General features: G+C 49.0%; 16 protein-coding genes. 5 read left to right on the forward strand and 11 right to left on the reverse strand.

Translation table 11 applies throughout. The features are described 5' to 3' along the window. Positions 1–24: 24 nt before the first annotated feature. From AC3WRW_RS02160 to AC3WRW_RS02185, 6 genes are all read right to left on the reverse strand, one after another. Positions 25–681, reverse strand: coding sequence for a hypothetical protein (locus tag AC3WRW_RS02160; protein WP_492544544.1), 657 nt, complete (start codon positions 679–681; stop codon positions 25–27). Beyond that, positions 678–2,300 (reverse strand): sensor domain-containing diguanylate cyclase, encoded by a 1,623-nt coding sequence (locus AC3WRW_RS02165; protein ID WP_492544546.1) that lies wholly within the window; start codon positions 2,298–2,300, stop codon positions 678–680. Before AC3WRW_RS02165 ends, AC3WRW_RS02160 begins: the two co-directional genes overlap by 4 nt. Before the next feature lie 120 nt (positions 2,301–2,420). Next, complete coding sequence (locus AC3WRW_RS02170; RefSeq protein WP_492544548.1) at positions 2,421–3,653, reverse strand: TolB family protein; 1,233 nt, start codon at positions 3,651–3,653, stop codon at positions 2,421–2,423. Positions 3,654–3,751: 98 nt separating this feature from the next. After that, the gene (locus tag AC3WRW_RS02175; RefSeq protein ID WP_492544550.1) at positions 3,752–4,282 is read right to left on the reverse strand and encodes a hypothetical protein; all 531 of its coding nucleotides are present in this window, start codon (positions 4,280–4,282) and stop codon (positions 3,752–3,754) included. Positions 4,283–4,431: 149 nt separating this feature from the next. Beyond that, complete coding sequence (locus AC3WRW_RS02180; RefSeq protein WP_492544552.1) at positions 4,432–4,950, reverse strand: hypothetical protein; 519 nt, start codon at positions 4,948–4,950, stop codon at positions 4,432–4,434. 33 nt (positions 4,951–4,983) lie between these two features. Next, positions 4,984–7,113, reverse strand: coding sequence for an ATP-binding cassette domain-containing protein (locus AC3WRW_RS02185; protein ID WP_492544554.1), 2,130 nt, complete (start codon positions 7,111–7,113; stop codon positions 4,984–4,986). A gap of 158 nt (positions 7,114–7,271) precedes the next feature. Between AC3WRW_RS02185 and AC3WRW_RS02190 the strand changes: the two genes are divergently transcribed. After that, complete coding sequence (locus tag AC3WRW_RS02190; protein WP_492544556.1) at positions 7,272–7,775, forward strand: GNAT family N-acetyltransferase; 504 nt, start codon at positions 7,272–7,274, stop codon at positions 7,773–7,775. Between the two features lie 69 nt (positions 7,776–7,844). On the opposite strand, the gene AC3WRW_RS02195 is transcribed toward AC3WRW_RS02190, so the two are convergent. Beyond that, complete coding sequence (locus tag AC3WRW_RS02195; protein WP_492544696.1) at positions 7,845–8,300, reverse strand: GNAT family N-acetyltransferase; 456 nt, start codon at positions 8,298–8,300, stop codon at positions 7,845–7,847. Positions 8,301–8,440: 140 nt separating this feature from the next. Here AC3WRW_RS02195 and AC3WRW_RS02200 point away from each other — a divergent pair, with 140 nt between their 5' ends. After that, positions 8,441–9,898, forward strand: a complete 1,458-nt coding sequence (locus AC3WRW_RS02200) for a hypothetical protein (protein ID WP_492544558.1) — start codon at positions 8,441–8,443, stop codon at positions 9,896–9,898. Positions 9,899–10,439: 541 nt separating this feature from the next. Here AC3WRW_RS02200 and AC3WRW_RS02205 read toward each other — a convergent pair. From AC3WRW_RS02205 to AC3WRW_RS02215, 3 genes are all read right to left on the reverse strand, one after another. Then, positions 10,440–10,580 (reverse strand): hypothetical protein, encoded by a 141-nt coding sequence (locus tag AC3WRW_RS02205; RefSeq protein WP_492544560.1) that lies wholly within the window; start codon positions 10,578–10,580, stop codon positions 10,440–10,442. Then, positions 10,577–13,192, reverse strand: coding sequence for a GH116 family glycosyl-hydrolase (locus tag AC3WRW_RS02210; RefSeq protein ID WP_492544562.1), 2,616 nt, complete (start codon positions 13,190–13,192; stop codon positions 10,577–10,579). The genes AC3WRW_RS02205 and AC3WRW_RS02210 overlap by 4 nt, the downstream gene beginning before the upstream one ends. A 150-nt stretch (positions 13,193–13,342) precedes the next feature. After that, entirely contained in the window at positions 13,343–13,492 is a 150-nt protein-coding gene (locus AC3WRW_RS02215; RefSeq protein WP_492544564.1) for a hypothetical protein, read from the reverse strand. Between the two features lie 108 nt (positions 13,493–13,600). Here AC3WRW_RS02215 and AC3WRW_RS02220 point away from each other — a divergent pair, with 108 nt between their 5' ends. Next, positions 13,601–14,602, forward strand: a complete 1,002-nt coding sequence (locus AC3WRW_RS02220; RefSeq protein ID WP_492544566.1) for a LacI family DNA-binding transcriptional regulator — start codon at positions 13,601–13,603, stop codon at positions 14,600–14,602. 48 nt (positions 14,603–14,650) lie between these two features. On the opposite strand, the gene galA is transcribed toward AC3WRW_RS02220, so the two are convergent. Continuing rightward, on the reverse strand, positions 14,651–17,023 hold the full coding sequence (galA, locus tag AC3WRW_RS02225; protein ID WP_492544568.1) for a beta-galactosidase GalA: 2,373 nt from the start codon (positions 17,021–17,023) through the stop codon (positions 14,651–14,653). 138 nt (positions 17,024–17,161) lie between these two features. On the opposite strand from galA, the gene AC3WRW_RS02230 reads away from it, so the two are divergent. Both AC3WRW_RS02230 and AC3WRW_RS02235 read left to right on the forward strand, forming a co-directional pair. Continuing rightward, complete coding sequence (locus AC3WRW_RS02230; protein WP_492544570.1) at positions 17,162–17,992, forward strand: helix-turn-helix domain-containing protein; 831 nt, start codon at positions 17,162–17,164, stop codon at positions 17,990–17,992. A gap of 161 nt (positions 17,993–18,153) precedes the next feature. Then, positions 18,154–22,116 carry an S-layer homology domain-containing protein gene (locus AC3WRW_RS02235; protein WP_492544572.1) on the forward strand — a complete coding sequence of 1,321 codons (3,963 nt, stop codon included), beginning with the start codon at positions 18,154–18,156 and terminating at the stop codon, positions 22,114–22,116. Positions 22,117–22,353 lie beyond the last annotated feature (237 nt).

Consider the following 22,353-nt stretch of genomic DNA (forward strand, 5'->3'; position numbering starts at 1 on the left):
CGATTTTCATAGAAGCTCTTTTTGCTAGAAGTCGCCAATCGCGTACGCGAAAACCGTTTCAATCGGTTTAAAATATAAATATCCGTCTTCTTCCCACGGCTGAAAATGCAAATCCATCCGCGAATCGTTCCAATTCTCCGGAGTCCCCTTCGTGCTCAAACGCCCGGGCACAACCGGCTCTTCGATGACTTTGGGAAATTCCTGATAACCGAACAGGAGATTCTCATGCATCGCAATAATTTCGTATTTGTCACCTGCGAAAGCCCGTTCCTCCTGAAGCTGGTAATGATAGTAAATATAACTGCTGATCATCTCCGGCTTCAAATGCGCCACCCTCCCGACACGCTTCTCGACCGTTTGCTTTCGCAACCAATGTTCGTTGCTGGCCGGCTCGTTAAAGTGGAACACGTCGATCATCCGTATCCACTTGCGCGGTTCGGAATGGCCTGGCCAATCCTTCAAGAACGGAACCGCGGCACCCGCGATTTCGCCCGGAGTCACTTCACAGTCTATGCATTCATAATAGAGAAATAAATTGTTTCTCCACGTATAAGCTGCAGCCGTCATAATCTTTCCCTGTTCCACCAATTTAGGGGCTTGCCCGCTTCGTTCCAATGCTTCCCTGCCAAGCGCTTCTTGCCCCTGCTTCCATTCCGCCCGAAAAATCATTCGTAGAATCATCTGTCATCGGCCTCAGCTTTCACTAGATTAGTTCCACCTGCATCATACAGAGAAATGGCATTCTTTCCGCTCCTTTTCACCGTATACATGGCCTCATCCGCCTTTCGCAGCAAATCCGTGAGATCCGATGCATGACTGGCGTGAAGACTCACCCCGGCGCTAAAAGAAACAGGAATCAACATCTCCTTATAACAAAAAGGTGCGGCTGTAAGAGGAAATAAGCGCTCATGCGCTTCCTCATATACTTGTTTTGCATCAAAGGAATGCAAAGGCATTAACAGGACAAATTCGTCCCCGCCGATTCTGCCAATCGTATCTCCCGCTCCGGCATGCAATTCCAATAAAGCGGCAATATGCTTCAAATAATCATCGCCAATCAAGTGACCATGCGTATCATTGACGGACTTGAAGTTATCCAAATCGACTAGAATGAGTGCGAATTGTTCGCCATTCGCTATTTTACGATCGGCATGCTCATGTACCGCGGCCCTGTTAAAGAGACCGGTGAGGGGGTCATGATACGCCAGGTGCCGGTACTTCCTTTCGGATTCAACCAACTGTCGTTCCGTAGCTTTAAGGGATGTGATATCGGTCAGATGAAGGATGATCAGCCCCTCCTCCGCTCCTTCGATATTTTCCATGCTTACGATCATGTCTAGCTCCTCTTGGCCTGGGACCTTCAGTTTCATTTCCCAATTGATCGCGTTGGTCATCTTCGCCGGAAGGGCCGACCATCTGTCTTTGAGACTCGTACCCTCTTCATCATACAGGCTTGCAGCGATTTGCAGCCGGTCTATCCCATTCGCCGGAGAGCCGAATAATCTTTCGGCCCGGGGATTCATCTCTTTGACACTCCCCATCATATCCAATAGAAAAATAGCGGTAGGAGCGGATTTAAACAACGTATGAAACAAATCGCGATAACTGGGCAAAAAGTCGTATTTGCTAATTAAAGCTCGAAGCGATATGACCCATAAAAGAGTGCCGGAAAAATAGAGCGCTATAGAGGTCGAGCTCGTAATATAAGCCAGTGTTAACAAGAGCGTCACCACAAGAATCCAAACAAAAAGCAGAAATAAACTGAATAAAAGTCTCGCCAGCATTTGCTTTCGTTTCCGGTGCCGGGTAGTCGTCCAAGCGGCTAGCAAAATAACGATGGAGAGCAGGATATAGCTTCCGACAAAAAAAACCGCTAAAACCAGCATAAGCGGATTTAACGGACTGAGCCCATCCACCCTCGGTTGATATAAGTGGTGAGGACCGAAGCGCAGCAGCATTAGCATGAGCGAAAGCAGCGGCGTAACGTATACCCAACCAACCGTTTTCCTTATAATCGAATTCCGGACACCTCCAACCAGCATGCTAAGGTGAACTAAATGGCTAATGGTCAACAGCAGCATGGGGGCGTTCCAAAACAGCACGATCTGCCTTTCAAACTGCGGGAACAGGGCCGTTTTGATATACTCTCCCAGAAAATAAAAGAGCAACGACAGCATCAGGAGGGATGCAACGCGGTTCAGCAAGCTTGTCTTATTTCGAGCATATACGGAAATCGCCATATAAAAAAACATGTAAGACGGCAGCAATATCGTTAAAAAATCAAGCGAGATCTCGTTCATCTTGGGGTTCCTTTTGGCGCATATTTCACTAGAATTCTTCGCTTAATGTTATTCCAAATTTCGTCAAAATACAACAGCCCGAACACTGAAAATGCGCACGGGCTGAAACGATATAGGAGGCTAACGACGGGGATCATACCAAGCTAACACCGTGCTCCAGTCACTCCATCCATAATAAGGAATGCCGATATCCAAATCTTTGATGCCTATCTCCGCATAACTGCCATCCGGATTCGAGCTCCATACGTCCGCATGCTTCCCGTCCGATCGGATCCAAGTCAGCTTGTTATTTTTTCTCAGCATATAAGGTCCGAAGTCACCGTTTTTCTCCGGCGGATTTGTGATTTGCTTCTGCTCCTTGTTTGCAATGCTCACCTGAAACAATGCCGGAAGCGGCCAAACGGTATCCCCACCTGACTCCTTCGATCTTGAAACAATGATCATACGGTCATTTTCCCAAGCAAAATCGCGATCAGCATATCCCTGGGGCGTATAGGATGCCGGTTTCAAGGCGGGAAGCTCCTTAATCTTCAGATGTTTATTCTGAACGGCCATTCGGCCTTCTCCTTCAATATAAGCAAGTCTGGGTTTTACAGGCGCCCAACCAAACCACTGCGGGTAATGAAGCATGTTATCCAACTGTTGAAAATGATTGCCATCCGAAGACAGCACGCATAACACATTGCCATCTGCTGACAAGGATGCGGTTGGGTTCGCGGTGAATGAGATCCACTTCTTGTCATTAGACCACTTGAATAGGCTGGTGCCCACCGCAAAAAAACGGGATGACTCCGAAGGAAGCGTATAAAAATGTTTGATCTTGCTCCGGTCCATGTTGGCGTCTGCCGGAACCGTATACAACTCGACGTTCGTCCAACCGGACGGACGCAGTTGAGCAGGCGAGGAGACTAGAAAGCCGCTGCCATCGGGGAGCCACGAATAGTTGTCAACACCCAGAGCAACGTTCTTAAAGGGCTCGACTTTATCGCGGTCGACTTTTGCGGTATTTAATACGCCATCGAGTTTAAAAGCGAGGTAATTCTTTGCAGGGGACCACCAGAAACGGTCGCCGCCAGGATAGACGCGGTAGTGCTGTTTCGCCTCCAAACTGTACACCCAAATCTCATGCTGCCCTTCGCCAAGGGAGTACGCGATGAATTTTCCGTCAGATGACCATTTGGGGCTGCTGACTTTCTTGCTTTCCGTTAGCCGCATCTCTTGACCGTCTTTCTTAAGCCACAAGTCATCGCCGCGAACGAAGGCAGCTTGCAGGGACGGCCTCGGTTCGGCAAACCCGGTATTGCTCGCTAAGAAAGACATTACGATAGTCGTCACTATCATTTTTATTTTCATCTGCAAACCTCCCTCATGCATGCTGTAAAAGTATTTTCTGCATTGGAATCCAATTTATTCCTGAGGGAACTACAAAAAAAGAGTAGTTGCCTATGCAACTACTCCTTGCGTATACCCAATCCAAACCGCCCGCAGTAAGCTTCCAGCTCAGTGAACGGAATCGTATGGAACGCCAAGTTGTTCACAATCGATCGATTGTAGCCTGACCAAGAACTCCAGCGGGAAAGGAGCCGCTCCAGCTCCTCATTCTCGGCAGAAGCCCAGAACTGAACTTGTTCAACGTCGGGGTTGCCCGCTTTTATCATGCGAATGAGCGCCTTTAATCCACGTAGAAACAGCGAAGTTCGGCGGAACTGCTCCCGAATGAACGCAATCTCGATCTGGCATATATGACGATCCTCGTAGTCGTTAGCTCCGGTACCGTACACAACGCCTGCAGCGCCTACAAATTCGTAAGGCTCCTCGCTTAAAATCAGCATGGCTTTGCCGAACTCCAAAGGACTGCCCATGAAAGAAAGCTTCATAGCAAAAGGATACGGCAAGTTTAACTGATCATGATGCTGCAGCAGAAACTTCATATAAGCTTCGTAATCCATCTCGAATTCGCAGGACCGGAATTGAAAGGCCATTAGCTAGGATAAGCCCGCAAACTCTCGTTGTCTTTAACGATTTTGCCGAAGCCGCTGCCTTTGTTGTTCGAATTGCCTTTATTAATGCTTGGTGGAATCACGATCATGAGTAACGCCTCCTTCTTTGTTTTTTTACTGTCATATGTATATTATACCTTCTTAAATTTATCTAAAAAAGACTTCAAATTGTTAATTTTGACACTAAAAATGACTTGTTTGCCCATTTCGCTGTCGAATTCACGGCTGGTATCGGTAAACTTGGCATATAACCGGCATAAATAGACATTTTCCGCCAGAGCCGCAAGCTGTATTTCTTGGACCCCCGGTTCGTCGGCGACGATTTCGCCAACCATGAAGGAAAGTCCTTTCAGGAACATCCGTGTCCCCCGGTATGCCCGGCTCAAAACCGCCATGTCCATTAACGCAATATGCTTATCCTCAAAATCATGTTCGGGAGTTCCGTGATAATAGGCGGATACCCCAATCATACTTCCGTCCCTATCCAATGCCTGGATGATCCGGCCTTGCTTTATGTATCTGTACAGCAGCGTTATCGTATCCATTGTTGAATAGGAAGGATGCATGTCGCGCCGGTTAGCAAGAAAAAATAAACTGGCTTGCGCGAAATCATCGTCGGTTACGCAGCGCTTGCAAGACATCGCCGTCATTCGGTAATCCTCCACTCCTCCGGAAGCGAGCCGTTACAACCGGCTCGCTAGTGTCTGTTCTAAAGTCCGTATAATTTGCGGATGTTCATGGGTTAACCGGTGAAAAGCTTCCCGTCTGACCGAAAGCAATACCGCAGGACTCAGTGCCTTCACGGTTGCATTTCTCGGCGTATTTCGAAGCAGCGCCACTTCGCCGAAATGATCCCCGTCCTGCAGAGCGGCAACTCGAATTTCTCCTTTGCCGGGCACATGCTTCAATACTTCGAACTTGCCACGGACGATAATATAGCATTTATTGCCCTCTTCACCTTCGCGGACGACCGCCTCGCCCTCCTTGCACATCTCCGTTGTGAACAAGTTTGCGATATTGCCAAGAAACGAGCGCTCAATGCCATGAAAGAAAGGCAATTTGGCCAGCCGGTCGACATCCACCGTTGCATGAAGGCCGTCTTGAGACAGATGAAACCCCATCTGTTTCTCCCACATGGCCGCATAGTATCCGTTTTGCTCCAGCAGCTCGCGATGGGTGCCTGTTTCGACGATCCGCCCTTCCTTAAACACATAGATGGCATCGGCATGAACAACTGAAGCGAGCCTGTGCGTAACGGAAATGATCGTTTTGTCCTTTCGGCTTTGCCCGATTAACTCATTAATCTCGGCTTCCGTTCCCGGATCCAATGCCGATGTAACCTCATCGAGCAGCAGCAGCTTCGGCTTTCGCAGAAGCGCCCTTGCGATGGAGAGCCGCTGGCGTTCTCCGCCCGACAAAGAACCGCCCTCGTGGTGGATCGGCGTGTCGTAGCCTTCCGGCCATCCGGCGATGAGATCGTGGATTTTCGCCTGCTTCGCCGCCTCCATCATATCGGCTTCCGCAGCATCGGGGTTATCCAGCAGCAAATTGTCACGAATCGTTGCATTGAACAAAAACGTATCCTGAGCAACGAGCGTGGACAGCTTTCTCAATGATGCCTCGCTTACATCGCGAAGGTCGGAATTGTTAATCGAAACCGTGCCTTCTTTAGGATCGTAAAAGCGTGAAATCAACTGCAGCGCCGTGCTTTTGCCCGAGCCGCTCGGCCCGACAAGCGCTGCATACGTTCCAGCCCGGATGTCCATGCTTACTTCCTTCAATTGATGGGAATCTTCGGTATACCCGAACGTCACGCGATCCATCCGAACAGATGCATACGACAAAGGAAGCGTTAGCGGAGACTCCGCCTCAGGAACGTCGGGCTGCTGCTCGAATATTTCCCCCACACGCCGGAAGCTGACGCCCGCATCGATGACATTCGGAAGAAGCGCCGACAAATTGGAGCCTGACTGGCCTACGGCCATAAATAACGTAAAAAACGCCATAAAGCCGCCAACCGTAATCTCATCGTTAAAGATGAAATATCCGCCTAAACCGATCATAATGCCGTTCAGAACAAGCAGCGCCGTAAGCGGCAGCCGCTCAATTAAAGATCCGGCCATATGCAGCTTAAACCCGAAGGTGAACAGATCATTCATCTGTCTGCGCGCACGTTCCCGGATGCTTGCCTGCTGGTGCAAGCTTTTGATCGTTTTGTGCCCCTTGACCATCTCGTCAATCGTATTGGCGAAATGCTCTTGCGCCTCCTTGTAGCCTGCGTTGGCGGCTTCCGCCCGACCCTGAAGCAGCTTGGGCCCAAGCAGCATGAGCGATGACCCGGCCAACATCGCCAGCGTCAGCTTCCAGTTAATTGCGAAAAGCATCACCAGCCCGAGGACCACACTTAACGCTTCCTTCAGCATGAAAGGATACGTAATGCGGACGACTCTTTCCATCGCGCCCATATCCGCAGCGAAGCGCGTGACGAGATCGCCGACCTTGTAACGTTGATAAAACGGGAGCGATTGCTTTTGCATATGATCGAACAATGCTACCCGCAATTTGCGAATAAATTCCCCGCTGAGCTTGCCTAGTGAGTAGTCGCCCATTGCGCTGGCACAAATGTTAAGAAAGCCTCCGCAAAGCAGCAGCGTAAGGATGAAGATGAATGCATGAAGATCTTTTAGCGTGAATGCGTCATCCACCAAGTATTTCAAACTTAACGGCGATGCAACCGCATACGCGATTTCAATGAACATACTGCCTAAGAATAGGACTGACAAAAGCTTATGCTGTGCAAAATGACGCAGCATCGTCTTGATGAACGGCAATGAATATCGCCACCTCCCGCTCTCCATAGATTACCTTAGATCCATATAGCTGTAAATCGCTTCAGCCGCTCCGAACGACAAAATCTGCCAATAAATGCTCGATTGCAAAACAAATACCATTAACCTATACTTCATGTTACATGCAAACCTTGCCAAAGCCCATGCATAGAATCAACGTTGACCGGAGGGGAAATACAATCGAAAACAAAGATACCGATCATAGACCGATGTCGACAATTAGAGAAATGACCATAGAGGATTACGAACAATCCTTTTTACTTTGGAGCCAAATTGAAGGGCTCGTGCTCAGCGACGCAGATTCCAAACCAAATATTGAAAGCTATCTGCACCGCAATAAGGGATTCTGCTTTGTCTGCGAAGCGGAAGGCAAGATCATTGGCACCATACTAGCGGGGCACGACGGAAGACGGGGATTTATTTATCATCTGGCCGTAAATCCAAATGCTCGTAAACAAAAAATTGGTCAGCGCCTCGTAGACTCGAGTTTAAGCCGACTTAGAGAACTGGGCATTAAAAAATGTCACATCTTCGTACTTGAAAATAATGACGTTGGCCATTCGTTCTGGACAGCTGCGGGATGGGAAAAAAGGAGCGGTTTTTTCGTATATTCAAAAACACCTTAGGACCGACTCCCGGTATAGCGCCATTGAAAAAGGCTGCCGAGACCGATGGGTCACGCAGCCTTTTTATTTTTATAACTCTTTTGTCATAAATGTGCTGAGGGGGTCCTCTGTATAATTCGAAAACGGCCCGCAATATTGAAACCCGAAGCGCTCATACAGTTTTCTGGCTGCTTCGAACCCTTCCATAGAGCCTGTTTCCAAACTTAGCCGGTTATACCCGCGCCGTTTGGCTTCCCCAACGATATGTTCAAGAAGCTGCTTGGCGACACCTTTTCTTAGATGCGCTGAAGACGTTCGCATGGATTTGATCTCACCGTGTCCGGCATCAAGTTCTTTCATCGCTCCGCAACCGGCTAACTGATCTCCTTCCCAAGCGCTCCAAAATGTCACTTCCGGTTTTTTCAGTCCATCAATATTCAGAGCGTGCATGCTTTCTGGCGGAGAAAGCTCCGACATCCCCTTCAGATGTTCCAAAATTAATGCCCTCACCTCAGGTCCGGTTAAATCATCGACTTTAATAGCCAAAACAGTCATTCTCAATCTCTCCTTTTTCATTGCTCTCTATGATTACATTATATTTTACATTATTTCCCTCAGGTCGAAACATTCCCCTAAATCATGCGTCTATGTTAACGATAAGATACCTTAGAAATCAGGTGATAGGAATGGAATTATCCGCTAAAAAATGGACATCGTTCATATTTGTATTGATCTTTCTTGGACTGGGGATCATGCCTGTGCATGTATCAGCAAGTACTTCCGTCAAGGCATCGCTTCCCTCGTTTCCCATCAAAATTAACGGGCAAGAAATGGACTACCTGCACAGCAAATACCCTTTTTTGCTTTATAAGGACATCACCTATTTACCGCTGACATGGAACAACCTGCAATCGCTGGGCATCGAATTTGATTGGAGCGAGGAAAACGGGCTGCTCATCTGGCCAAATCGCAACTATCCGCCGCCGATCCACGAAAACCCGCCTGAGCAGGATCTCACCGCCAAGCGTAATTCTGCTGCATATACCGTACATCTTGCCGATGAACCTATCACAATAAACAATACGGTTATTCATAATCGAACGGAAACCTACCCTTTCCTGACTTATCAAGACGTCACTTACATGCCCTTAACATGGCGGTTTGTACACGATCTCCTGCAGCTCGATATCCGATGGAGCGAGACGCAAGGGCTTGCCCTCATCGGCGGCCAGTCCATCATCGGTCCTCTGATTGGGGATGACGATAATTCCTTGTATTTCTATTCCATGCTGCCAAATCCGGATAAGTCCATGATCAAGATCGATAAGAAATCCTATCGCATAGAATGGAAGAACAGAGAAGAACAAGAGAAGATGTTCGCGACCTTATCGGCTGCGGCCCATCCGTATGGCGGCAAACCAGCCGTAGTAGAGCGCAAGGATAGGGATTTATATTATGGTGATGTGAAAATATATACGCTATCCGACTCCGATGTTTGGGAATCGGATACTTGGGGAGCCCCCGTCCATACCTACACAGAGTTTAAAGCCGGTGACCAAGGCATGATTATCAGCATAAATATCAGATTGCAAATAGCAGCAATCGGTCCGAACTACGGGAGCACCTATACGATTCTAGTCCGAAACGAAAAAGCGACGATGTTACAAGATTTTAATCAGAAGCTCGATCGGGTTATTCCCAATCCTGACGGCACGGTATGGATCGCCTCCGCTAAATTGCCCGGCCGTAATGGATATATCCCCGGAAGCGCACGTCTCGGGCTAATGGACCAGAATGGCCATGTTGAGTTGGTGAACGGGAAGATGAACGAATCGGATGTGTTGGCCCTTGGTCTTACCAATCCTTCTCTCCCCAATCCGGCAGATGGAGATGGCACCCTATACGTGGTGCTCCTCGGTCACAACCAAGGGGACTTCTCTGAAAAGGACAGCGCAGGTCTCTATACGTTGGATACGAAGCTGCAAACCAAACGTCTCTCCGAGCAGCTGGCCGGGGAGTACTATTTGGATAAGAACAGAACTGTTTATATCCAACATGCTTACAATACGCTTGAAAATTGGTCCGCCGGCGAGCTGCGCACTTGGTTTGATTACGAGCTTGCCGCTATGAGCGCAACCGAATAGTCCACAAGATGAATGAGGGCATCCCGATCCCGATCGATGTCCTCTTTTTTTCTTTGTTTGATGATCGGTCCAACATCCCGGAGAGCTAATTATTCACCATAGATGTCAATGTTCCTTCCACAATCACTATCACCCACTCTACTTTCCATTATATCCTCTTTTATTTATATAAAAAATACCCATTTAAGATCAAAACATTCTAATCATGAGAACATTCCTGCCATGGCAACTTATTCGCAACGCAAAATAAACAGATCCCGGAACCTTTTCCGGGATCCATCATCTGCACATTGAGCGAAGCTAAAAAGAAACGTTGATCCGCTATTCTCCCAAAAAGCGGCCATCTCGCCTCGGAGAGGGAACAACGATCCGCTATTTTGCCGGTTTGGGCAAAATCCAGCAAACATCGGGCAAATAAGGCCCTAGAGTTCCGCCTAGCCTTGGAAAACATACCAACATTGGAAAAATAGAGTACCATAGTTCCCCTTCATACAAGAAACAGCGGCAGCGGATCTATTTCCCCCTCCCGCCCACTCCTGCTTCACTTGGACAGCACATCCAAGCGAAAGCCGCCGGTTGTCAGCCAGCCGCCGCCGTTAATCCATGGCCCCCAACCGCCGATAGGCGTAATAAGACCGCTGCGGCGCTCGTCATCTATGGCCTCGCATACTCTTGATATCACAACTTTACGACGAGCGTCTTGTGCGGTTCAAGAACTAACTTTTGATTAAATAAAAGTTTCCCTTCGATGTGCTCGAACGCAACAGCAGTCCCGCCAAGCATGACGCCCTGAACGTCTCGGCCTGTCAACAATCCGCTTCCAAAGCTGGATAGCGCAAGCCTCCCCATCTTAACTTCCAGCTCCAATTTTCCTTCCGAGCAGCGGAATTCGCCCCAGCCGTCGTTCAAGCTCCAAAAAGAGCTGAAATCGTCCTCCTGCCATTTCGGACTAAAACCGATATGCCCTTGAACCATATCATACTCGAAGCCGCTCAGTGCAAGCAGCAGCCCGAAAGAGGCCATGGATCGCGCGTAATTGCTGCCGCATTCGAATTCGTTCCACGGGTTGCGGCGTTCTCCGTCATACCGGTCGCGAATCGCTTTCACGACACGCAGCCCTTCCGTCACATATCCCTCATAAATCATATGACAAGCAGCCTGATATTCGAAGCCGTTCATGCATTCTTCCGCATAGGGAACAGGCACTATCGGAGAGTTCGCGTCAGGCCAAGAGCAAATCACGAGGCCGGACTCGTCATTTAACCCATAGATGCGGCAAGCGTTGGGGTGATCGCCTAAACGCTCCATATAATTGTTCTCATAAATGGAGTGGACCGCACGCTTTACTTTGGCAGAATCCAGCACATAGCCAAGGCCTACAAGATGAGCGAACCACTGGCCAAGCACCTGATCAATGCCGCAGCCTTCACCGATTTGATATTTATGCTCGCCGGCCTCTTCGTTCCAATACTCGGCTTCCGCGCCATATTTTTCGAGAACAGAGCGGTCTTTGAGATCAACCTTTTGATGGAAATACCGGCCGTTGAATAAATGCTCATTCGTCCATGCCGCGCCCTTGCGCCTGATCGCATCGTACTCCGCCGCTTTCTCCGGCTCGCCGAGCTCATTCGCCATCTCTGCCGCTGCCTTCAAAGCCGTCAAATACATGCTCGTCAGCCAGGAGTTCGGGCCGAACAATTCCATATCCAGCGTATGGTGCTGCCGCCCTTCCATCACGCCGTCTTTGTCGGCATCCCACTGATCCTCGTTGGTCGGCTCCCAGGCAAATTCGAGCGCCTTGCGAATGTTCGGCCAGAGGGCTCTCAGCCACTGCGTGTCGCCGGACACTTTCCATTCGCGATAGGACTTAATAATGCCGCCCATTTGACCATCCGCAGCAGCTCTGAAGTTGTTATCGCGCGTCGTCCTCTCAGCCGGCAGCATGAGGCGGAACGCCATTTTCCCATTTTCGAACTGGGCATAGGTGTAATCGATCTTTCGCATCGATCGCGCCAGCGCCGGGAACAGGAAAGCCGTAGCCTGCTCGTAATTCCACACGTGCGTACAAGAGCCTTCGCAAGAACCTTCGTTGGTATGCACGCCCTCGAAACCGTACAATGTCCCGTCGGTCAAACGCAGCACGGTAGGAGATTTCAGAATCGACATATTTCCGCTGATCGCATCAAGCACGGTATCGGGCAGCGTAGAAGCAAAAAGCGTTTCCTTAAACAACCGCGACTCTGCATGCAATCGCTCATAGTTTGTCATGACGTATTTCGCCGTATCCGTAGAATCCCGAAAAATCGTCGAATAATAATTTTTCCATGATGGCAGCCGGCCCTCGCCCGGATTCCAGAAATTAACACAATTCGGAAAACTCCATGCCAGGATGAATCTAAAAGTAGCTTTCCCTCCAGGCCCCACTGTACGATGGCCGCTCAGCAGACCGACATCCTGGTGTTTTTCATGGGCTCTTCTCGGATCGAGATCACTCGGTGCTTCATAATGCCGTTCCTGAAAGCGGCCCGTTCGCCGAAAATCTTTCCAGAATACGGTCAAGTTATCGAACCAGCTGCCACGGAACCAATAGGACTGATAACTGACATCATCATGATCGGCAAGCAGCGTCAAATCACCGAAGTCGGCATCGTCCTCTTCATAATGAACGGAAGACATCCGAATCGCTCTTCGTCCGCCCACCTCGACAGCCTCATTAACCGCACCCTTGCGAAGCGGATTCGTCAAATTGCCGACCACGCTGAGCGCTAGTTCATCCGTGGAGCGGTTCGTCACTTCATATTCAAAAATGGCGCACGGAATCGATGAATCCCGGTCATTGAGCGGGATGAACGGATTAAAAGCTGTCAGCTTGACATGAATGGGATCATCGCTATCGTCGAACGTCATTTCGGCGAACGGAAATTCACCGCGAAAGGACGTATTCGCAAAATGCGGGAATCCAGCCATGTTCTCCCGTCTGGGACCATAGCCGAAGCCTTCAAATTTCCCCTTGCCTTCGCCTGTATACGGCGTTTGCAAATCTCCGTTCAGCACTTTGGTCAGAATCACCTCGCCTTGACGTTCCGCTTTTACAGCAAAAAAGGAGAAACCGTTAAAGCTCAGCTTATTCGGCCGGTTGTAAATCTCCCAATCGATCAGCCGCCCGTTTCCGGCCAAGCCGATGCTGCCCGTACCGATCCCGCCGAGCGGAAACGAGATTTGACTCGTTTTGGCACCTGCATACACAAAATTTTTCTCCATACCAAACAGCTCATTTGACCGATTATTGCTCATATGATTGCCTCCCCAAACTCCTCATGATAGAGATCTGATTTCTCGTGCGCACTTGGATAGAATAAACAGGTGCAGCCTGATGCCTTTCAACGAAGTAATTCATGTTCGGTTAAACACCCCGTGCACGTGCACGGAGATGACGAAAAAAATTTACAGCAGAATCATCGTGCCGTTAAGGGCGTCCCCCCACTCCGGCTGTTCCAGCATGGAAGCTCCGCTCACATGCCTCGTACACGTAAACGAAATCATCTTAACAAATACGTTTCGTTTTGTAAACGCTTCATTCGAAATTCGTTCCAAGTGCCTATATCCGCTCCACCCCTTTACGTTCACGAGCACGGGTATTGACCTGCACGCTCTGTTAAGCTACGATAAGACCAACAGAGCCTTTTACGGAGGTCCATCCACATGAACATAACCAGTAAACAAATCGCCGAACTATGCGGCGTTACCCGGGGGACCGTGGATCGCGCGTTAAACAACCGCCCCGGCATTCATCCCGAAACCCGCGAGAGGATCATGCGTGTGGCCGAAGAGCTGGGTTACCGTCCGCATTTTCTAGCGCAAAGCTTAGTGAAAGGACATACGAAAACACTTGGCATTGTTTTGTTCGACATCCATAACCAAATATTTGCCCAACTGTTCCATGCCTTTGAGGCGGAAGCACGTAAACAGGGGTATATCGTTTATCTTGTGCTTTCCAACCGGGATAAGGAGCTGGAACTAGAATATATCAACAACCTGTTGGACCGTAAAGTCGACGGGATTGCACTGCTGCCTGCCAATGACAACAAAAAGTTCGAGTCTTTCCTCCTTCGCTCGCGTACGCCGATTGTCACGTTCGGCAACCGGTTGTCCGGCCCGTTTCCATACATTTGGATTAACGATAAGCAGGCGATTTGCGATTCTGTTGCCTTTCTTGCGAGCCAAGGCTACCGCCATATCATCTACTTAAGTCCGCCGTTGATGCGGAAAGGGAAAGAAAACATTTATGTGCCCGAACAAAGGTACCAAGGTTTTGTTAGCGCGTGCGCAGACATACCGGACATGCGTTTTAACGTCATCGCACAGAAGCAATATTTGTCAGAATTAGAATCGTTACTGGATCATATCGACAGCAAATGCGCCATCCTCTGCTCCAGCGATGTGTATGCCTTGGAAGTACTTAAATGGCTAAAAGCCCGTAAAATCCGCGTGCCAGAACAAGTCGGCCTCATGGGATTCGATAATATCGATTTTCTCACCTATATTAATCCTGCACTGACAACCGTGGACTATAATGTCAACGAGATCGGTACGAAGCTCGCCGATTTGTTAATTCGCCGCATTCATAATGACGAAGTGCCCGCCGAGACGCTGATCGAGCATCACGTCGTGCAGGGCGAGTCTGTGACGCTGCATGCTGACTAACTAAACAAGCCCCGAGTTCCACGTTTGAAGTGGTCCTCGGGGCTGCCGCTATTGTGTCTTCAGCGAAAGTTTTGCGGCTTGCAGGCCTGCCGCTGTTCCCGTAATTACAATCTCTCCGGATGCAGGAGTGGTTTGAACGAGCAGTAAACAGTATCCGTTAAAAGCTCTGCGCCGATTCGCCTTATCCGGCTCATGGCTGCTCGGATTGCCGTTGCCGACACCTAATAGGCTGCCGGCCCCTTCGACCGCGAAAACAACCTCGTTATCTGCGATTGGAACGACGCGGCCTTGCTCGTCGCGAATGGATACCCGGACAACGGCAACGTCCGCCCCGTCCGCCAGAAGCTCCGTTCGGTCAGCCTCCAAATGCACAGAGGCCGGCGCTCCGACCGTTTGGACCTGCTTGACAGCAAATGTGCGGCCTTCCTTATAGGCCGTAGCGACGAGCTCGCCAGGCTCATAAGGCACCTGCCACTCCAAATGTCCGGCTTTTGCCATTGGCTTAACGCCTAAGCTGCGCCCATTCAGTGTAAGCTCGACTTGATCCCCGTTCGAATACACCCACACCTCAATCGGTTCGCCGGTCTTCTCAGTCCAATTCCAATGGGGCAGCACATGAACGATCGGTTCATCCGTCCAGGCGGATTTTAAATAATAGTAGACATCCTTCGGAAAGCCGCACGTGTCCATGATTCCAAAATGGGAGTTGACGCAGGGCCATAAATTTGGCGTCGGTTCCCCTCTATAGTCGAAGCCTGTCCAGAGGAAAATGCCCGTCAAAAAAGGATGGGCAAGCAGATCGTTCCAAGCCTTTTCCACCGTACAAGACCATGAAGGCATGTAAATTCCTTCATAGGCCGGGCAGTAACCCCGCTCCTCATCCATTTCGTATACGCCTCGGGTCGTTGTGCTGCTCGCACTTTCGCTGCCGATCATGATCCGTGACGGATATTCCTTATGATCCGAGATATCCTGATCTTGGCGTTGACCATAATTGTAGCCTACGATGTCCACCTGATCGCTGTATGTCTCGTTATTCCATCCATGATTCATGGCCGCCAGCGTAGGCCGGGTAGGATCCAGTTTGCGGGTGGCATTATGCACGGATCGAAGAATGCGTGCGCCCATACGCTTCCCTTCGAGGATCTCCTCGTTTTCCAAACACCAGACGATGATGGAAGGATGATTGCGATCCCTCCGTATCATGCTTTCCAGATCGGCCATTCCATTCGGCGTGCTGTCCAGCTTACGGTTTTCGTCGATGACCAGCATGCCCAGCCTGTCGCAGATATCGAGCAGTTCCGGGGTCGGCGGATGGTGAGCGCTCCGATACGCATTGCTTCCCATTTCTTTCAGCAGCTGAAGCTTGTATTCGATCAGCCGGTCCGGCAGTGCGACTCCGACACCGGCGAAGTCTTGATGATTGCACGTACCTTTAATGACTGTCGGCACGCCGTTTAATAGGAAACCGTTTTCCGTAAATGCAATCGTCCGAATGCCGAAGACCGTTTCATACACATCCACAATGCGGCCATCCACAGCCACTTCCGTGATCAAACGGTACAAGCGGGGATGCTCCGGCGACCAAAGCTGCGGATCGGGTACGGTTATGGACTGTTCCGTTTCTTTTTCAGCCAACCAGGAGGCACGAATAGAAACGGTATCCGAAGCGATTCTTCTTCCTTCGGCGCCTACGATGGTCGATATCAGCTCGCATTCCCGGTCCTCTTCATATTCATTGTGCAAAACCGTGCGGATGACAACGCTCGCTGCATGTTCTGTCACGAGTGGCGTCGTCACGTAAGTACCCCAATGACCGACGTGGAGGCGGTCCGTTTTTTGCAGCCACGTATGACGGTAAATGCCGCCGCCCTCGTACCACCAGCCCTCGCACCGCGATGCATCCACCTTAACGACAATGACATTCTTGCCTTCATCGCCGTAACGCAGAACATCCGAAATGTCATAATGATAGCCGGTATACCCGCTGTTATGCGTACCAAGCAGGTGGCCGTTAAGCCAAACCGTACTTACACCCATGACCCCGTCGAAGTGGATCGATATCTTTTTCCCTTCATCCTCAGAAGGAATGGCGAACATTTTTCTGTAAAAGCCTACCCCCGACGGCAAATAGCCGTGACTGCCGGGCCGGCTGCCCAAGTTCGGATCGTTCACGTAGTTCTCCTCCACGACCCAGTCGTGAGGAATATTCACCCGGCTCCAATCTTTCGGAATCGCAGCTCCTTCTGTTTCTTTATCCACGTAAGCAATCTCAAGCCATTCGCCGTCCTCCCGCTTCCCGCTGTCTGTAATGCCCCCTGTCATCCCTGCTTTCACCGCATACTTCACCGCAATGTCGCCTTTATGGAAAAACCAGTCCTTGTCAAAAAGCTCTCTGCTCCTCGTTTGTTGATGCTTCATGTCACAGCCTCTTTCTGTCAGTTTTTTTGTAATATATAATTTTATTAATAATTATATGATTACATAAAACCTTCAACAATCAGAGAATATTTATGTTAATATAACAATATTAATCTTAATGAACGGAGGGTGATCCCAATGAAACCTTATTATTGGAATGTACAAACAGATATTAATTTTCAATTGCCCCTCTATATTGTCTCAACCGGCTGCTGGATACATCAACCTCAAGTGATTAGAAAAGAAGGCTACAAAGGCTTTCAATGGATTCAATGCTTGAATGGCCAAGGCACTCTGGAAATCGAAGGCAAATCGATTGTCATTTCCAAAGGCCAAGGCATGCTGCTGTACCCCGGTGTCCCGCACCGCTATTCTCCGCTGACGGAGCCCTGGACGGTGCAATGGGTTGAATTCAACGGAAATTGTGCCCATACACTACTGCAAACTCTTCATTTCCATGATTCGGCGGTATTTTACATCACCAGGCCGGAAATCTTGCAAGCGCGAATCGACGAGATCAATCATATGTTCAGTATCCGCAAAAATGGCGTAAGCTACGAAGGCTCGCAGCTTCTTTACGGCTTATTGATCGACTTGTTCCGGCATACCTCAACATCGGAAACGCGTTCCGTTCAAGAGCACTACGAGCACTTGAAGCCGGTGATCGACTATATCGGGAACCATTTCGAGCAACCGATTACGCTGCAGAATTTGGCGGATTGCCTTTCCGTGACCCCCCATTATATCTGCGTCCTCTTTCAGCAAACGTTTAGTACGCGACCGTTCGAGTACATTAACCGTTTTCGGATTCAGAAAGCAAAGGAATATCTCCAACAATTTCCTGCATGGGAAATCCAAACGATTGCACGAAAAGCCGGCTTTGAAAGTCCGAGTTATTTCATTAAAGTATTTAAGCAAAACGAAGGTCTCACACCGAGTAATTTCCGCAAATTGCATGTGATTCGTTAAACGTGGCTATCCCAAAAGCAGAGATCACTTCTTGTGAATAATTACAAACCTCATAGAAATAACAACAAAAAATAATTTAAAAACTATATTTTAATTGTTTTTAGTTGTTGTTCAATGTAATATGGACAAAACCATATATCTATTTCCAGGAGGTTCCCACGTTGGTTATTCCATTGAAAAAAGTGCTCGTTTCTTCGCTGGCAGCTGCAACTGTCCTCGCCACACCAAGCTTTCCTATGCTTGATCAATCTCCAATTGCCTCAGCGGCAATCGTATCCTCTGATTATGCTTTGCATCTGCTTTTCGATAACGACTTTGCGGATAGCTCCACAAATCTGTTGACAGCAACTCCCGTTGGGAACCCGGCTTTTGTTCCCGGCCGGATTGGAAATGCGTTAAGCATTAACTCTACAAGCTCAGCCAAACAATATGTCAACCTGGGGAAACCGAACAACCTTCAGTTCGGCACAAGTACCGACTTTACCGTTTCATTCTGGGTGAAATCTGCCGGCGTCTCGTCTGACCCTGCTATTTTATCGAATAAAAATTGGGACAGCGGAAGTAATGCAGGCTACGTGCTCGCTTTAGATTCTGACAAAGGTCTGATCTGGAATTATAATACGGCTGGAGGTTCAAGAGCTGATGCAAAAATTCCAAACGTAGCGAATGGAGCCTGGCATCACATCGTGGTCTCGCACGATCGCACGGCAGGACGCGTCGATTTCTATAAAGACGGCATTCCTGTAGCGGTAACTAACTCGAAAGGAAGCCATTATAATAACATTGCAAGCACAATGAGCATTGTCGGGCAAACTGGCACCATTGATTCCGGACTGCCGACGATGATAGGCAATGACGGTACCGGCAATTATTCCGCTGCTTTGCAAGTTCAGCTTGATGATCTTCAGATATTGAAGAGAACTGTAACAGCGCAAGAAGTTTTAGACAGCTATTCTATGGTGCCTCCGCTTGCCGCCGAAAAATTTAACGGCTCGGTGAACTTGATAGGGGCGCAGCATACCGTTCAAGGCTCGCAGTTCCGTTACAACCTGGATCTTCGTACGCCGACGATGAGTGAAGGCATTGCTAAAGCAGAAATTGAACTTGCTTATGACAGCCATTTATTTGAGTTTGTCAGCGCATCGCGAGCAACATCTGTTGATACGTCAGTCCCCGGAATTGTGAAATTAAGTTTACCCGGAGACTCTATTTACAACAATACCAATCCCCTCGAATACGCCACTTCAACACTTTCCGAGCTGAAATTCAGCGCGAAGTCATCTTCCGGACAAGGAACTATTCAAGTAAAAAATGCTGATTTTTATAACGGATCAACGAAAATGGACATTGAATCCTTAAATAAACAAACCGCTGAAATTCAAATCCACCCCAAAGCAGCAGAAGATCTCAATAAAGACGGTCATGTGACGATCGGCGATGTCGTTTTAGCCCAAGGCCATGCAGATGATGTGTTGCAAGGAATAGCCAAACAAGCCAAATTTACTCCTTATAAGCGTGTTGTCGTTATAGGCATTGACGGTGCAGGCGTTTCGGTCGCTCCGAATGCTCCATATTGGGAGACGACCAGCTCCGTCAAGGAAACGGTCGGCAGCCGTCAGGTCATCCCAGCGATCAGAAACATTATTGAGCATGGCGCTGTCACATATACAGCCAAAACGACGCTGCCATCCAGCTCTTCCCCAAACTGGGGAGCAATGATAACCGGTGTTGATTACAGCAAGCATTTAATTGACAACACCGACAGCTCGAAGTATACGTATAGCGAAACTTCACCCTACCCGTCATTCTTTAAAAAAGTGAGAGCAGCACTGCCTGAGACCAAACTAGCCGCTTTTGCAACCTGGAATAATATATTTAACGGCCATATTGAGCCGTCCCTAGGCGTGGAGGGCTACTCTCTAGGCGATGATGGCAATGCGGCAGCCTTCGCTCAGTATGCAGCAAGCGGGAAAGCTTACGATGCATCTGTCATTTTCTTTCAAATCGATGAAATGGATCATGCCGGGCATACCCACGGCTTCTATACAAAGAACTATTATGAGCAATTGAGCAAGACCGATAAGGATGTTGAGACGATCTATAACGCTTTAAAAGATAATCAGCTGCTCGACGATACGCTAATTGTGATGCTGCCCGACCATGGAGGAGGCACCGAGAACGCCAATCATACGTTAGGAAGCTCTACTTCGCATGGACAAGATTCCCCGCTTGCAACAACGACATTTATTGCCGCTAACGGAAGAACGGTAGCCACGGATGCCGGGAAAGAGAAACTGCTGCAAGGGGGTACGACCAAAGATTTGGCAGCCACCGTCCTCTACGCCCTTGGTATCGACCCAACAATCGGGGATTCTAAGGTGATTGACGGGATGTTTATCCCGCAGAAAGATCAGCACAACGCCGAAGCTCCAAACTTGAAACTAACCAAAGTCGTCTCCTCAACGACTGAGCTCCTGAAAAGTTATGAGTTGTCCATTGATCAGCTGAAGTCCGATGCGAAAGCCATGGATATCGAAATTGACACGAAAAACGTGACTGTCAAATCCGTAGCTCCTGTGCAAGCCGGCGTCAACGTGCTGCGCAATGAAACGGCAAATGGCGTGACAAGACTCATTCTCTTCTCGGATACAGGTATTGTCCCTGGCGAGCCTATTGTGAAAATAAATGTTGAAGCCCAGGGAAGCGTTCCGTCCGCAGCGCTGCAATCCGCGATGGTTGCCGATTCGCAGGCAAAAGAAACGATGCCGAACTTTTCAGCCGCTGAAAAAACGGAAAGTGATATCATCCCTGTTACAGGCGTTGACGTAACGAAGGCAAATCTGACGCTTCTGGAAGGACAAACTGCCGAACTTCGCGCAAAGGTCCTCCCTGCCACAGCCAGCAATCCAAACGTGACATGGACCACGAGCGATTCTAGCATCGCTTCAATCGAACAAGTTAGCGATAAAGTCGTTATTACAGGTATCAAATCAGGGACGGCAACCATCACAGCGACCACAGCCGAGGGGAACTTCACTGCCCAAAGCCTCGTTACTGTGCAGACTACCCCTGTAGAGACTGCACTGTCTTCCATTAAGTTGAACGGTAAAACGTCCCTGTACAGCGGTCAACAGAACCAAACCGTCGTCAAAGCAACATACAGCGATAATAGCATCACTCAGATCGTATATGGGGTCGTTTATAACAGCACTGCTCCATCCATTGCCAAAATAGACGCTAAAGGCGTAGTAAGCGCACTTCAGGCGGGTACAACCGTTATTAAAGCAACTTATGGCGGATTGACAGATCAATATACGTTAACGGTTAGATATGAATCCCATGAATCTTCAAAAACGGATGAGCCTGTTGGGCCGATAAATACTACCGGGCAGACCCTGCCTAAAGTTGAACCAAAGCCAATTGAGGCTCCAAAAGAGGTTGAACCGGCAATACCTGCGCTGCCGGATCTATTTAAAGGCGAGTTCATTCAAACAGAACTGCTGCTCAAAAACGTGGCGTCCAAAATAGAAGCAGCGAAAAAGCAGACCGCTCACGTGCAGTTCACCGATTTGCCCGCAACCCATTGGGCAGCGAGCCTTATTCACAAATTCGCGGCCATCGGTGTCGTTCAAGGATTAGCAGACGGGAAATTCGAGCCAAACGGCAAAGTAACACGCGCGGAGTTTGCGACACTCCTTTCAAGGGTATTCGCAGTTGACGGGCAGCCTGTTCGCACCCTGACGCTTCATGATTTGGACGGGCACTGGGCTAAGACAGCCATCGAAAAACTGGCTAATCTCGGCATCGTGAACGGCTACGAAGATTCCAGCTTCAGACCTGACGAAACCATCTCCCGTGCTGAAATGGTGACCCTCCTAAGCCGTATCGTAAATTTGCGTGCTTTACAAAAAGAAAACGCGTCTAGTTTCGCTGATATTGACAACTCTTTTGCTAAGGAGCAAATCAACGAGGCAGTGAAAGCAGGAATTATTACTGGCTCCGGCGATGGCAGCTTCCATCCGGACATGCCTTCTACCCGGGCTGAAGCTCTTACCGTCATCATGAACGTTCTAAATCTTCATCCTGATTTGAAGCGATTGTTGGACAGTTTGGAGGTAAGATAGTAGCAAAATTGCACAAAGAGGGTATCCCTTACGTCATGGAAATGACTGAAGGGACACCCTCTCTTTGCATGTGTTCGATATGCCATGTACCAACTTGCGGGCCAAATTCATCGAACCTGTCGGCTAATCCCCGTAAGGATGCTGAGTTAGACAATAAAATCCACCTGACGGAACAATATTATCCATCGCCACAGCATGTACACATTTCTTATAATTACCATAGTAAACGTTTACAAT

The sequence above is a fragment of the Paenibacillus sp. FW126-R14 genome (genome assembly GCF_058789495.1).

Coding starts and splice junctions, on each gene's coding strand:
- AC3WRW_RS02160 (WP_492544544.1), bottom strand. CDS start 681: ATGATTCTACGAATGATTTTTCGGGCGGAATGGAAGCAGGGGCAAGAA.
- AC3WRW_RS02165 (WP_492544546.1), bottom strand. CDS start 2,300: ATGAACGAGATCTCGCTTGATTTTTTAACGATATTGCTGCCGTCTTAC.
- AC3WRW_RS02170 (WP_492544548.1), bottom strand. CDS start 3,653: ATGAAAATAAAAATGATAGTGACGACTATCGTAATGTCTTTCTTAGCG.
- AC3WRW_RS02175 (WP_492544550.1), bottom strand. CDS start 4,282: ATGGCCTTTCAATTCCGGTCCTGCGAATTCGAGATGGATTACGAAGCT.
- AC3WRW_RS02180 (WP_492544552.1), bottom strand. CDS start 4,950: ATGACGGCGATGTCTTGCAAGCGCTGCGTAACCGACGATGATTTCGCG.
- AC3WRW_RS02185 (WP_492544554.1), bottom strand. CDS start 7,113: ATGCTGCGTCATTTTGCACAGCATAAGCTTTTGTCAGTCCTATTCTTA.
- AC3WRW_RS02190 (WP_492544556.1), top strand. CDS start 7,272: ATGCAAACCTTGCCAAAGCCCATGCATAGAATCAACGTTGACCGGAGG.
- AC3WRW_RS02200 (WP_492544558.1), top strand. CDS start 8,441: ATGGAATTATCCGCTAAAAAATGGACATCGTTCATATTTGTATTGATC.
- AC3WRW_RS02210 (WP_492544562.1), bottom strand. CDS start 13,192: ATGAGCAATAATCGGTCAAATGAGCTGTTTGGTATGGAGAAAAATTTT.
- AC3WRW_RS02220 (WP_492544566.1), top strand. CDS start 13,601: ATGAACATAACCAGTAAACAAATCGCCGAACTATGCGGCGTTACCCGG.
- galA (WP_492544568.1), bottom strand. CDS start 17,023: ATGAAGCATCAACAAACGAGGAGCAGAGAGCTTTTTGACAAGGACTGG.
- AC3WRW_RS02230 (WP_492544570.1), top strand. CDS start 17,162: ATGAAACCTTATTATTGGAATGTACAAACAGATATTAATTTTCAATTG.